General features: G+C 36.3%; 12 protein-coding genes and 2 riboswitches. Of the genes, 7 read left to right on the forward strand and 5 right to left on the reverse strand.

Annotation, left to right across the window (positions count from 1 at the left end):
• Positions 1–1843 (forward strand): polynucleotide kinase-phosphatase (locus AC52RT_RS09345; RefSeq protein ID WP_495540487.1); only part of this gene is annotated, 1843 nt, incomplete at its 5' end.
• 257 nt (positions 1844–2100) lie between these two features.
• Here AC52RT_RS09345 and AC52RT_RS09350 read toward each other — a convergent pair.
• Both AC52RT_RS09350 and AC52RT_RS09355 read right to left on the reverse strand, forming a co-directional pair.
• On the reverse strand, positions 2101–3009 hold the full coding sequence (locus tag AC52RT_RS09350) for an EamA family transporter (protein ID WP_495540488.1): 909 nt from the start codon (positions 3007–3009) through the stop codon (positions 2101–2103).
• Between the two features lie 273 nt (positions 3010–3282).
• The gene (locus AC52RT_RS09355; protein WP_495540489.1) at positions 3283–3495 is read right to left on the reverse strand and encodes a DUF5316 family protein; all 213 of its coding nucleotides are present in this window, start codon (positions 3493–3495) and stop codon (positions 3283–3285) included.
• Positions 3496–3866: 371 nt separating this feature from the next.
• Between AC52RT_RS09355 and AC52RT_RS09360 the strand changes: the two genes are divergently transcribed.
• Complete coding sequence (locus tag AC52RT_RS09360; RefSeq protein WP_495540490.1) at positions 3867–4085, forward strand: hypothetical protein; 219 nt, start codon at positions 3867–3869, stop codon at positions 4083–4085.
• A 42-nt stretch (positions 4086–4127) separates the two neighbouring features.
• Here AC52RT_RS09360 and AC52RT_RS09365 read toward each other — a convergent pair whose 3' ends face one another.
• Entirely contained in the window at positions 4128–4457 is a 330-nt protein-coding gene (locus tag AC52RT_RS09365) for a hypothetical protein (protein WP_495540491.1), read from the reverse strand.
• 72 nt (positions 4458–4529) lie between these two features.
• Positions 4530–4630, reverse strand: a riboswitch (SAM riboswitch).
• A 160-nt stretch (positions 4631–4790) separates the two neighbouring features.
• Between AC52RT_RS09365 and AC52RT_RS09370 the strand changes: the two genes are divergently transcribed.
• The 5 genes from AC52RT_RS09370 to AC52RT_RS09390 all read left to right on the forward strand — a co-directional run bounded on the left by AC52RT_RS09370 (position 4791) and on the right by AC52RT_RS09390 (position 10923).
• Positions 4791–5516: a GDSL-type esterase/lipase family protein gene (locus AC52RT_RS09370; RefSeq protein WP_495540492.1), complete on the forward strand. Its 726-nt coding sequence runs from the start codon at positions 4791–4793 to the stop codon at positions 5514–5516.
• Positions 5517–5996: 480 nt separating this feature from the next.
• On the forward strand, positions 5997–6329 hold the full coding sequence (locus AC52RT_RS09375) for a hypothetical protein (RefSeq protein ID WP_495540493.1): 333 nt from the start codon (positions 5997–5999) through the stop codon (positions 6327–6329).
• Positions 6330–6332: 3 nt separating this feature from the next.
• Positions 6333–8939, forward strand: a complete 2607-nt coding sequence (locus AC52RT_RS09380) for a GAP1-N2 domain-containing protein (RefSeq protein WP_495540494.1) — start codon at positions 6333–6335, stop codon at positions 8937–8939.
• 185 nt (positions 8940–9124) lie between these two features.
• A complete protein-coding gene (locus AC52RT_RS09385; RefSeq protein ID WP_495540495.1) occupies positions 9125–9967 on the forward strand; it encodes a DUF1206 domain-containing protein in 843 nt (280 codons plus the stop codon).
• Positions 9968–10071: 104 nt separating this feature from the next.
• Positions 10072–10923, forward strand: a complete 852-nt coding sequence (locus tag AC52RT_RS09390; protein ID WP_495540496.1) for a VOC family protein — start codon at positions 10072–10074, stop codon at positions 10921–10923.
• Positions 10924–11017: 94 nt separating this feature from the next.
• Here AC52RT_RS09390 and AC52RT_RS09395 read toward each other — a convergent pair whose 3' ends face one another.
• Together AC52RT_RS09395 and AC52RT_RS09400 are read right to left on the reverse strand one after the other, a co-directional pair.
• Positions 11018–11503: a QueT transporter family protein gene (locus AC52RT_RS09395; protein WP_495540497.1), complete on the reverse strand. Its 486-nt coding sequence runs from the start codon at positions 11501–11503 to the stop codon at positions 11018–11020.
• A 9-nt stretch (positions 11504–11512) separates the two neighbouring features.
• A riboswitch (PreQ1 riboswitch) is annotated at positions 11513–11557 on the reverse strand.
• Positions 11558–11597: 40 nt separating this feature from the next.
• Positions 11598–13223, reverse strand: coding sequence for a PAS domain S-box protein (locus AC52RT_RS09400; RefSeq protein ID WP_495540498.1), 1626 nt, complete (start codon positions 13221–13223; stop codon positions 11598–11600).
• Positions 13224–13385 lie beyond the last annotated feature (162 nt).

Below are 13385 nucleotides of genomic sequence, written 5' to 3' on the forward strand. Positions count from 1 at the left end.
GTTAGAAACGATGCAATTCTTCTTGAGACATGTTAATCAGGATCTGGCTTATATGATAGATAGTAATCATGGTTGGAAGATAGCTAGATGGTTAGATGATAGGAATGTTACCTTAAATCATGGTGACGAACGTGTGGAAGAAGAAATACGACAATTCCAAGAACAATATGGTGAAGAACAGACGAGAGAATTAAAAAAGGAATTAAAGAACTTTCTTCTGCATGCACCTTCACACTATGTATTGAAAAAAAATGGCGTACCTACATTGGTTTGTACTCATGCAGGAATTAAAGACGAATATATAGCAAAACAATCGGATGCTGTGAGTGATTTTTGCCGTTATGGAGATACAGATGGTTTTGATGGTGCCGGTAAACCCATCAGAAAAGACTGGTCAATCCATCATAAAACAAATATTTTAATCATTTGGGGGCATGATCCCAAACCTAAGCCACTTATTATTAACAACACAATAAATATTGATCAAGGTGTGGTTTTTGGTGGAGAGTTAACAGCTTTACGTTACCCGGAAAAAGAATATGTTTCTGTTAAGGCTAAAAAAAATTACTCGGGTGCGGATAGTAATCCACTAAAAGAGCTGGAGAAAAAACGGTTAAATCCCCCCAATATTGCGAAGTTCATTAATGGTTACTCGGTCTTAACTGATGACTTGGGGGAAATTCATATACCTAAAGAATATGCAATTCCATCAATTGATACAGTATCTCATTTTACTGTTCCGATTGAAGAACTTGTGTATATCCCACCTACAATGAGTCCTGCTCCCTTGCCTTCCGCATTAGATGATTATCTTGAACATCCGAAGGAAGTCATTGATTACTATCGAAGCAAGGGTATTGAGAGAATGGTTGCTGAAAAGAAACATATGGGTAGTAGAGGGATTTTAATGCTATTCAACAGAAAGGAATCCGCTTTAAAATACATTGGACGCGAAACTTTAGGTGTTATTTATACAAGATCAGGAAGAAAATTCTTTGCTGATGAAGTAGAAAGTACTATCCTGCAAAGGCTAAATGACGGATTAAACCGCCATGGTTATTTTCAAAAGTACAATACGGATTATGTGCTATTAGATGCTGAAATCATGCCATGGAATCTAAAAGCTAAAGAATTGATTAGTAATCAATATGCACATGTTGCTGAAAATGCCCTTCTAGATCGAACGATAATTAAAAGCAAGCTTGAAAAATCTATTCAGACTAATAAAGACTTAGAAGCATGGCTTGGTGAATATGATGAAAAACTAAACAATGCATATGTGTTTAAAGAAGTTTTTCAAAAATACTGTTGGGACATAGAGGATATTAACCAAATTCAGATTGCCCCATTCCACGTACTAGCACATAGTAATGAAACGTTCTTTAATAAGCCGCATACTTGGCATATGGAAATGAATCGAGAATTTGCAAAAATGGCAGACCTGTTTGTAGAAACTGAATTTATGGTTATTGACGATTCAACAAGTGAAGAGGCGGTTATTAAATGGTGGGAAAGCATCACAAATGATGGACATGAAGGAATCGTTATTAAACCGGAACGATTTATATCAAAAGCAAAAGGTAAACTTATACAACCTGCCATAAAGGTTAGAGGCCGGAAGTATCTAAACATTATTTATGGTATGGACTACTTACTACCAAAAAATTTGAACAGGTTAAAGGAAAGAAATGTTTCCAAAAAACAGAAGCTGGCACTAAAGGAATTCACGCTAGGAGTAGAAGGAATTCGAAGATTTGTTAGTGGAGAATCGATTGAAAGAGTACATGAGTGTGTGCTTGGAACACTAGCAATGGAATCAGATCCGGTTGATCCGAGGTTGTAACAATTGAATAACAAAAGACTAAAGCAGAGGGGACTCCCCTCTGCTTTAGAACATTATCTAAAAGTAAACACTGTAATATAAACTGAAACGCCGTATACGCGATCCGTACGTACGGTGTTGTGAGAGGGGCGAAATAATCTAACTTATTTTCCCTCTACTCGATTACTCAAATAACGTATTTCTATGAGGAACTCCTATTGCATCGAAAAGAAGCAGTGTCTCAATGGACACTGCTTCTTTTTTGATTATTGACTTACTTACAACTCATCAGCAATACCAAGCAGGGCAATCCCAAAAATAACAACAATAATGATGGCATATTGCATTTTGTTCAGTTTTTCCTTAAGGAATATACGTGACAGGATGACAGAGAAAATGCTATATGAAGCAATAAGCGGTGCGGCGATAATTGCATTCTTTGCCATTGCAAATACATAAAAGAATTGACCAATCGTTTCAAGGATGGCAGCAGACGCTTTATCTCGTTCGGTAAAAACGTTGAATGATTCTTTTTTAATTAATTTAAGGTATCCAAACGACAATACAGCACAAATGAAGAAGGTATATTCATAGGCTAGCAGTGCGGAATCTTCGCTGATCAGACTTAATTCATCTAAGTAAATGGCATCGGCAAAGGTTCCTAATCCATCAATAAAAGCATAAAGGATAGGGAAAATAATCGCCATAAAGCCAATTTTATATTTTTTATCAATTTCAACGGATCGATTTTGAAGGGCTTCGTTTTCGGCTTTCTTTTCTAAAACGGCGATTCCAATAACACCTAATGTGATAATAATGAGTCCTAATACTTCTATTACACCTAATTCATGGGTGAAAAAGATAAAAATTAGGATTGCCGTAACGGCTCCAGAGGAGTTTTGGATAGGCGAAGCAATCGAAAGTTCCAAATATCGTAACCCGATATAACCAATTGCCATCGACAAAATGTAGAGTCCTGATACAGGTAAATAAGTGATTAAATCCATAGGATTAAAAGTCAATCCTTTGAATAAAAGATACCCTGTTGCATGCAAACCCATAACCAAGCCGACCATAATGATGATTTTAATATGGCTGAACTTATCATTACTATCTGTTCCTTTTTTATAAAATAGATCCGCGCCGCCCCATGCAAGTGCTGTGAGCAGAGCAAAAATAAACCACATAATGAATTCTCCTCTTCTTGTTTATTATACAAATATAGCAATGCGATAATTAAAACTCTTAATTATACAACGCATAAAAATCACGTCAAGAAGAAGTTTAAAGAAGGGTTCATTTAGAACGCACTTTCCCTGGATCCAGAGAAAGGGTTTTTTTGAAAGGATTATAACAAATTGCAGATTTACTGATACACAGTTACAAGGGTTGAGGGAAAAAATCAAAAGGCTGCCGACTCTTTCTCAACAGCCTAAAAAACGATATAAATAACCTGAGAATCATATTGTATTTTTAAAATACAACATTCCGCTTATGGCTAGAGAAAGGATGCCTAAAAATCCAGAATAAATCGCTATTCTTGTTCTGGATCTTCGGTATGTGGTTGTTTCATTGTTGAATGTATCTCTTTGCTGTTGAGGCGTCGTCCATGCCCCAACTGATATACCGGAGATAATGATACAGACTACACCGAAAAAAAAGAAGTACTGCAAAAAAACACCCCCTTTCTACTATTAGTACGTTACATATTCTTATAAGTTTCGCTATTAAGTAAAATGATTGATAAAATACCCACTCTTTCTATTCTGCTCATTTATTTAAAAACTAATAGGAGTTTCTGCCATTTTTTATTTATTAAAAGATTTATTTTTATTTAATCAATCGATTGATTAAATTGGTTAAACCATTGATACATAAGGGTTTTAAAAGATACAGACAGTTCGTTAATGATTTAGAAAATAAATTATTTAAATAATTTTTAAAATACAGTTTATTTGGGTATATACTTAAAGTAGATGAAGTAGGACAAGTGCTGTACATCCAGATCCTATTAGTTTAAAAAAACCGTAATGGAGGAATGGAAATGGAAAACATGACGATGAGTATGATGATGAAGATGTCAATGGAAAGAATGATGACAGAAATGAATGGTATGAAAATGATGATGACTCGAATGCAAGGCATGGAAATGAATGACGAAATGGGTATGGATATGAAAGAAATGATGATGAAAATGCAAGAGTGTGATGAAATGATTTCAACCATGATGCAAATGATGTCAGCTATGAAGGTTAACGCATAAAAAAAGATGGAGTATCTCATTAACGAGATACTCCATCTTTTTTTAGTTAGTTATGAACGTTTTACCCTCTAGACAGCGGATTTCCCGGCTGATTTCCATACGCTGTTGTTTTAAAGTCCAGAGCTTTTCTCCTATTACTTCTGAGATGGCTGAATCATTTCGCAGTTCTTTGTAAAGAGCCAGTATTTTATTATTTACCCGCTCAAAGGACTCCCATAGAGCCTGAATCTCCCAGGTTTTATCTGTTTTCTGATTATGATTTTTTAGTTGTTCAATTATTTCATTTTGCCAATGAATATCACCAAGATCTTTTGCAAATAGGTAAAGATCTAAGTATTCATCCACGGTTAAAAAGGTCTTATTATTTTTCATCGATAAACTCTCCTTTTCTATACAAAAAAACTCTCTTCCTAAGAAGAGGGCTTTTGTAAGAAAAGACACCTCCCCTTATCGTCCAAAGCTAAGCTTTGCTGGAATTAGCACCATCACTACGTGTGGTTGCTGAGGTTTCGTCGGGCCAGTCCCTCCACCTCTCTGGATAAGAGATATGTTTTTATTGTATAAATAGTATTTTGATTATTCTAATAAATAAAATTGAATTTGTCAATTGAATGTCGAAAAAATTACTTTAGACCTAAGAAGGATTTTCGATATAAACACGGAATTTGAACTAGTGAAGTCAAAAATTATCAAGGGGGAATTATTTTGAATCGGAAACAGAAAACTGCAAGTATCTTGTTAGCCATGTCTCTAGTAGTCGGTGTGCCATTTAGTGCTTCAGCAAAAAAAGCTCCTGCACCAGTAAAGGTTGAATATGTGGCATTAGGGGATTCGTTAGCAGCAGGGCTGTCACCGAATGGCTATTTGGATTATGGGTACGTTGATTATATTGCTGATTCATTTGTGGCAAAAAAGTATAAATTAGCTGACTTTGATAATTTCAGCGTACCAGGTTATACATCGGATCGTCTTCTGCTAGATGTAACGAAAAGCAAGAAAATCAGGAAGGAAATTAAAAGCGCTACTCATATTACCATTGATATCGGGGCAAATGATTTACTTGCCAAGATAAATACGGATCCTTCGAAAGCACCGGAAGCACTTGTCGCTGTTTCTACTAATCTGAATAAAATACTTAAAACAATTGACGGCCTTAATCCGAAGGTAAAGGTTTATGTAATGGGTTACTATAATTGTTTCCCCTATTATCCAGCTGAACAGCAAGCTGCTTTAATGCCGCTGCTAACAGGGCTTAATACGCAAATTAAGTCAGCAGCTACAGAAAATGGTGATACATTTGTGGCGACTGACAAAGCGATTGCTAAGAATTATAAAAAATACCTTCCAAATAAGACGAATATTCATTTGAGTGATTCTGGATATAAAGTGCTTGCAGCCGAATTTTGGAAGGCGATTAGTAAAAAGAAATAAATAGAGATGAGTGGAGTCCTCTAAGTGGAAGGGCTCTTTTTTATGAAAAATTATTTAATCAATCGATTGATTAAATTTTTTAAACATCATTGGCTTGAATTGTTTCGGTTGTTTATAGTAAATGCATATCGTATGTGTAACTAGTTTTTTTGAGGTGATTATATTGAGTTCTGGCAGCTGACCGACCAGCAAATAGAAGAAGTTAACTCTCTCTAGTTCGTTTTATTTGATCAGTTAAAACTAGGTCAGTTATGTCTAATAAGATGAATATTAAAAGCAGGTGATTTTATCTATTTATCCTCCTCGGCCCGCTGTTTTAATTACATATATTTACTTTTATAAAAAATAAATGCAATAATTAATATATAAGGTATAACCAATTATGGTTAAAATGCAAATAAAATACTATACTATTCATATAATTTGCTATTTTCTATCATTTGTAGATTGCTTTACTTACGTATGTAAGGGGGGATATGGGTGAAATTATCTAAGTATATAAGTTTTATGATGTGGGGCAGAATACATCGGAGTTGCGGAAGAATTCAAAACTATGTACATAGAGTGGCCCTTAATTTACTAGAATTAGAGAATATTGATGGAGAGATTAGACGACTGATTGAAAAAATTGATAGGTCGTTCAAAAATTCACTAGATGTTTACTATAATCAGAAAGCTTACTTTGCTGTATCGGTTTTCGAATCAAATGCTATCAATAAAGAGATTAATGGAGTCTTCAATCCTGTTCGAGGCGATGAGCCCGTTATCTGGCTATTGAATCAGCTAGGCTATATTGACGGAAAGGAATACTAAGGTATGACTAAAATTCAGCAGCAGATTTATACGAGGGAGCGCGAGGGGATTTTTTCTTCCTCACCGGGTTACTCTACTATCGCAGCCTCACCTGGATTAGATAAGTCTTACATTAAACAAACGCTTCAACCGCTCTGCGCTTATTATCCGCCGCAGTCTTTGACAATTGCAGGTATCAGAGAAGAAGAACGCTATCCAAAAGCCAATTTAATCACCTTCACTGAAATGGGTGAATTAGTGATCGGCCAAAGTGTATACAAGGAATCTGATTATACGGGTGAAAGAGAAACATTTTTCAGTCATAACTATATTGTTCCAAAAGATAGAGTAAGAGAATACCTCACTTCAGCCGATAAGCTGTTTGGAGAACTTCCATTTCGAGTAAATTATGATGTGTCACATGGAAAGGTTCTGAATGAAATTGATGCTCTTCCGGTTATGAAACCATCTGTACAACCATTGAATCAGCTTCTGATTGAGCTTGGAATAAGCGGGAAACAATTTAAACAAGTGGTATATGCGGTATTAATGTCAATGACAACGAAGAACAAAGTGTATATTTCATTACCTGGTGATATCACCAAGGCGACACAAGGTGCCTATCAATTAGGTTACTATGTCTTTCAATGTATCCCTTTTGAAATGAGAAAAGCATTTAGCATGCTTACCTATCATGCAGAGCCGCAAAGTAAGAAACATATAGGGTTAATGTTTGTAGAAAAAGGAAGTATACGTCCGCAAGACAGCACGATCCAAAGGGATTATGTCTTTGATTTTGACCAATCTTTTTTTCTAAATATCAGTGATGACGCAGATCAGGAGCCTTTCATTCAATTTGCCAGCAAACTGGTCCAAGAGCGTTCAAGAGATTTAGAGCATTTTTATGCCTATGCAGAAACCAATTTGCTGGATATCGCTAACCCTTCGCTTACACTCTACAATGAACTAAGCAGGTTATATATGTTGGAAATGGGTGAATACCGCGAAACTGAAGCAAAAAAATTATTCTTATTTAAGAGTTTTCGTTCTTTCTTAACGAGAGATAATTATCACGATAAGCCTGAACTTTGTGAACAACTACATGCGTTGATTGATCAAGAAAGTAAGAGTCTTACACCGAGTAATCTGCCTGAAAAAGAACTGATTAGCGAGATGATTTACTTTTATTCGATTTTTTCCAGGGAAAATCGTAATCCGTATGTTTCGTTTTTTTATAGGGTCCTTTATTATGGCAGCAAGGATTTGTCCTATATAGGTTTTCTCTATAGTCAGATAAAAGCCTTTCCGGGTTTATTTAAAGGGGTAAACCAATTAGTCTTTAGTAAAAATCATTTAATCTCGATTGTATTTGAGCCATATATTCAAAACTACTTTAGTCGTATTACTACATTGGATATACTCATGAATGAAATCGTATATTGGCATGAGCATACTCCTGAATCTCTTGAAAATTACCGCTTTCAAAAAGCGGCCAGCGCAGGGATACTCAGTTTGTTTCCAAATGAAAAAAACCAGCTTCAAGCCTACCGTAACGTGAAGAAGCTGCTGTATGCAGACCAAGGATATGTGCGTTCTGATGACGTTGAAGTCTTTAAGAAAGAAATAATGGAAGAGTTATCGCTTTTGTTCATTAGAGAATTAGATTTGAACTTGGTAAGTCCCAACGATTTAAATCAATTGACAGTGATCACAAATCGGGTTCCAAAAGTGCTTCAGCTTGGTGAAGTGAAGTGGAAAATAAGGGTGATTCAACAGGCACAAGATATCCTGCAAAAAGGGTATCCAAGGGAATCTGATAGACATGCTCATCAGCCTTACTTTACTCAATTGCAAATGATGCTTTTAAAGGGCATACCTGATAAACGAATTGTGCAGCTGGCAGAGTTGACGGCCTTTTGCTTCCTGAATAAGGATCAAAAGCAAACGAAACTTTACCGATATGATGATATGCTGTCATATGTTCATAAAAATGGCGGCGGACTCGAGGGAGTCAGACAGTTTTTATTTGTTTTTTCAAGACTTCATGATGGGCTTGTAGAAGAAGATCCGGATTATAAACGTTCTGTTGAACGATATCTGCATAGTCATGCTAAAGATATTCTTGAAAACAAGCGAACGCTGAAAAGATGGCAGGACAATTCTCAACTGAAAAGCTTTTTGGACCGGGTTAAATATGAGCGGATGTCAGGCTTTAGAAAGTTTATGTATATGAATAAAAAAATGCTTCTTTCTGGTGTAATGCTAATTGTCTTAACCTGTGGTGCTCTGACTGTGTTTACGATGTATAAAATGAATGAAGCGGAGAAAGACAAAGAAGTAAGTGAAGAGGCTGCTGCTTTATCTCCAATCCTGTTTATTAAGGGAATTAAAGCCGTTGGAAATCAATCAATCGAGTTACAGGCATATGATAAAGAAACAACAAAGATAGAAAAGTCTAGTCAACAGATTACGATAAGTTATCTTGGTTATGTTTATTCGTTAGAAACTAAACGGGTTACAGTTGATAAAGAAAAAGAAATCATCACTTTTCAAAGAATGGACAGCTACCATTCAGCAGATATGGAGAAGCTGGTAGAAATCAGTGAAAAAGAGAAAGGACAAGAAGAATAATCATGATTAAGGCACTGGCCGATACAGTGCTTTTTTTTGAGGGCACAGTAAAGTAGATTTCTTCATACTTATAAGTAAATAGTCACCTTCTAATAGGAATAGTAATTATTAGCAACTGTGTCTTATTCGTTTTCTTTTGATAAATAGGGGGAAGAGAAAAGAAGGAGAAGTGGGAGGAATGGATCATGAATAGTGCCGAACTAAAAGAAAATCTGACTCAAAGAGCAAGGAACACAAAACATGAACTAAAACCATGGATGAAGATTTTTGCCAGAATTGGTTTTATGACAAAAGGATTTGTGTTTATTTTAGTAGGGATCCTGTCGCTGCTGGCCGCTGCTGGGATTGGAGGAAAAGCAAAAGGGACCAACGGCGCTATTGAAGCTGTAGCAGCAAAACCTTTTGGTGAAGCGCTGCTATGGGTGATTGCTTTAGGACTATTAGGCTATATTATCTGGCTGTTCATTAAAATATTTGAAGTAAAATCATTGAAAAAAAATGAGATGAAGGGCTGGACGACGAAAGCAGGAGATATAATTTCTTGTGTCATTTATATTGGTATAGCCTATAAAGCCTTTTCTTTTGCTATTCATGCCGGAAGTACAGGTGACAGTAAACAAACATGGACAGCAATGATATTAGCAACTGACGCTGGTCCATGGCTTATTGGTTTAATTGGCCTAGGAATCATTGCCAACGGGATTTATCAAATTTATTCAGGTTGGAAAGAGAAATTTATGTCACAATTTAAAGTGACTGAAATGAGCGATAAGGAAATTGAGGCGGCTAAGAAGTCGGGCAAAATCGGATTCATAGCACGAGGGTTAATTTTTGGTTTCCTTGGGTTTTTTGTCACTCGAATGGCGATTACTTCTGATTCAGATAATCCTAAAGGATTAGATGAAGCTTTGCAAAAGCTGCTTCAGCAGGATTACGGGTCATATATGCTTGGCGTTGTTTCGATTGGATTAGCGTTTTATGGAATGTATGAGATACTGAAGGGAAAAAATAAATATTTGGATCTTTAATTTCTAAATCCTCCTCCGTGGGGATTTTTTTTGAAAAGAGTTGAAAAAACATAGTTTTTAATATATAGTTGCTTACATAAAGTAAGTAAAGAGGAGCGTTGAAAATGAAATATCAAAATCATCCTTATACTTATGTAGGGAATGTTCATTTACTGGTTAAGGATTTACATCGCAGCATGACTTTTTATAAAGAAGTGATCGGATTTACCATACTTGAACAAACAGAAAAAAAGGCCGCGTTATCGGCGGATGGCAAAACCGTTTTACTAACAATCGAACAGCCGGGAGTAATCATTGAAAAACAACCTCGGACAACTGGCTTGTATCATTTTGCACTTTTACTGCCGACGCGGGCAGACTTAGGGAATGTTCTGCTGCATCTTCTCCAATCGGGGTATCCTCTTCAAGGCGCATCTAATCACGGTGTGAGTGAAGCTATCTATTTAGGGGACCCAGATGGGAACGGCATAGAGATTTATGCAGATACTCCAGAAGAAGAGTGGATATGGCAGGATAACCATGTGCAGATGATTACTGAATCGATGGACGCAGAGGGGGTACTTGCCAGCCGGATAAGCGATACTTGGAATGGATTACCTGTGGGAACGGTCATGGGACATATCCATTTGCATGTTTCAGATTTAGTGAAAGCAGAAGAATTTTACATCAAAGTCCTTGGTTTTGAAGTGGTGTTAAGATACGGAGCACAAGCGTTGTTTATTTCAACAGGAAATTATCATCATCATATAGGTTTGAATACCTGGGCAGGCGTTGGAGCTCCTGCACCAACGAAGAACAGCTTAGGATTAAAAACCTTTACCTTGCATTATCCAGATATTGAAACGCTGCAAAACGCTCTAGCCAATTTAAAAGAATTGGGTGCCTATCTATCAGAAGACCAAGGGGCGTATATCACACAAGACCCTTCAGGAAATGTAATACGATTATATGTATAACAAGGTAGACACCGGGATAATTTCTCGGTGTCTTTTTTAAGCTCGTAGAACACCTGCTAATAACGAAAAAAAAATCCCCAGACAGGGGATTTTTTTAGATAAGTTTTTCAAAATTAACGCGCCTATGAATGGCTAGAATAAGAGGTGCACCAATTGCCATGACAACAAATTCACCAATGGCAGTAGTCAGCCAAGTCCACATAATAGGCAGACCAAAAGCAAGGTTGAGCTCCAGCGCAATAATAAACATCGTTACGGTAAACGCAAGGATGTTGACAAGCATCCGTTTCCAGATGGTTTGAATGAAGCGGCAGCAAATAATTGTAATCGTCAAAGCAATTAAAGATTGACCCACTCCAAAGATTAAATCATAGGCTTTCATTGGCGAAAATAGTAGATTGGTTAAAAAGACACCTAATAAAATACCAAAAATATATTTTTTGTTAAAAACGATTAAGTGATTAAACATTTCAGAGACTCGGAATTGAATATTAGTGAAACCAAATGGCTGAATAAGCATTGAGACAGCAATGTACAAAGCGGCTAAAATACCGTTTATAACTAGTGTTTTACTATTCATTTAGCAGGAACTCCCTTAGTTTTTTAGCGTGGGATGGTTTCGAACCACGTTTGAGTGAATACTCGAAGACTAATAATATACTATTCGGCAGCTATTAGTCAATTGGGAGTGTGATTTCAACAGTTGTTCCTTTTTCAATTTCACTATGAATGTGGACAGATCCTTTATGTGCCTCAATAATTCGATAGGTGATGGTGAGGCCTAAACCAGTGCCCTTTTCTTTGGATGAGTAAAAAGGTTCGCCAAGATGCTTAATTCTTGACTGAGTAATACCCAGTCCGTCATCTGTAATTTTGACTAAGACAGATGAGTTATTTAGAATAAACTCAACGTTAATTTTTGTGGCCCTTGCTTCGATTGAATTTTTGATAATATTGATAAACACTTGTTTTAGTTGATTGGCTTCGCAGGATATAGTCGGTAGTTGCGGGTTACTGCTGATGTTGAGTTCTGTTCCAGAAAAATGAGCTTGCGGTTCAAGCAGAACAACTACTTCAGTCATTAATTGGTGGAGATTTTGTTGTGTAAGCTGTAATTCTTGAGGTTTAGCTAATACAAGCAGCTCACTGACAATCAAATTAATTCGATCTAATTCGTTTAACATAATGTTGAAATAATCTTCACGTGTATTTGAATCATCCTTAAGAAGCTGAATAAATCCCTTAATTGAAGTAAGTGGATTTCTAATTTCATGGGCGACACTTGCTGCGAGTTCGCCGACTATGGACAGTTTTTCTGCTTTTCTAAGCATTTTTTCAGTTTCTCTGAGGTGTGTAACATCTTTTGCGTAACAAATTACTCCGGAGATTGTGCCGTTTATTAGAATTGGAACAATAGTGCAAGATAGCCAAAATTTACCTGTTTTTGTTTGAAAACGCAAATCTCCTTTATGAATGCCTTTTTTACTATGGATAACATCAGCAAAGGACTTTTTGAGGTTAAGTTGATCCGCTGGAGATTGAATGATGAAGTCAAAGATAGATACCCCAACTAAGTTCACTTCAGATTCGCCAATTATCGCTTCAAATCGAGAGTTCACATCAGAAATTAATCCTTGTAGGTCAAGCATAAATAGCGGGTCTGGATTATATTCATATAAAGATTTATATTGCTGTTGGCTGACAGATAGTTCATTCTGTGCTCGAATGATATCGGTAACATCACGGCCAATTACAATGAGAGATTTTCTTGATCCATCTTGTTCAAAAAGAGGGATTTTTGTAGTATCAAATATTCGATGAGTGCCATCTGTGAGCTGGATAACTTCTTGGCAACGTGTTACTTTTTTGGAGTTCCAAGTTGCTTCGTCCGACATTTCACAATATTCGAGAGCACCCGAGCTAGTATGTGTATAGACGGCAAGTTCTGAGTCTGTTTTTCCTTTATAATCAACATGTTCTAGGTGAAAGAGTTTTAAGCCAAACTCATTCACTTTAATCCAATTGCCCTTACCATCCTTGAAATTCACGAAGTCCCCCATTGTATCGATTAATGCATGCAGCCGCATCTGCTCTTCGGTAAGCTCTGAAAATTGTTCCATTTTTGAAAGATATAGATAAAGAAATGTTCCCGTGCAAATTAGAAGGATGATACCAATCGATCGGTGAATATAGACTCTTAAATATTGTTCCTGAATCAGGTTATACATAATATAATCAATAATAAATATCCCTGAAAGGCCTAAAATAGTAAAAAAAAGTAATGCTTTATATTTGGACATATTTAATCTCCTTCATCTTTGCAGCTTTGGACCCATATGGGATGAGTGGTATTTGTTTCTATTTTAGCAAAGTTACCACAGTAATCCTATAGAACAAATGATGAGAAGTTTGGGTTTTGAATTTAAATACATTATTTAGATATAATTGTGAAATAGAGAGGG

The organism is Peribacillus sp. (genome assembly GCF_059453735.1).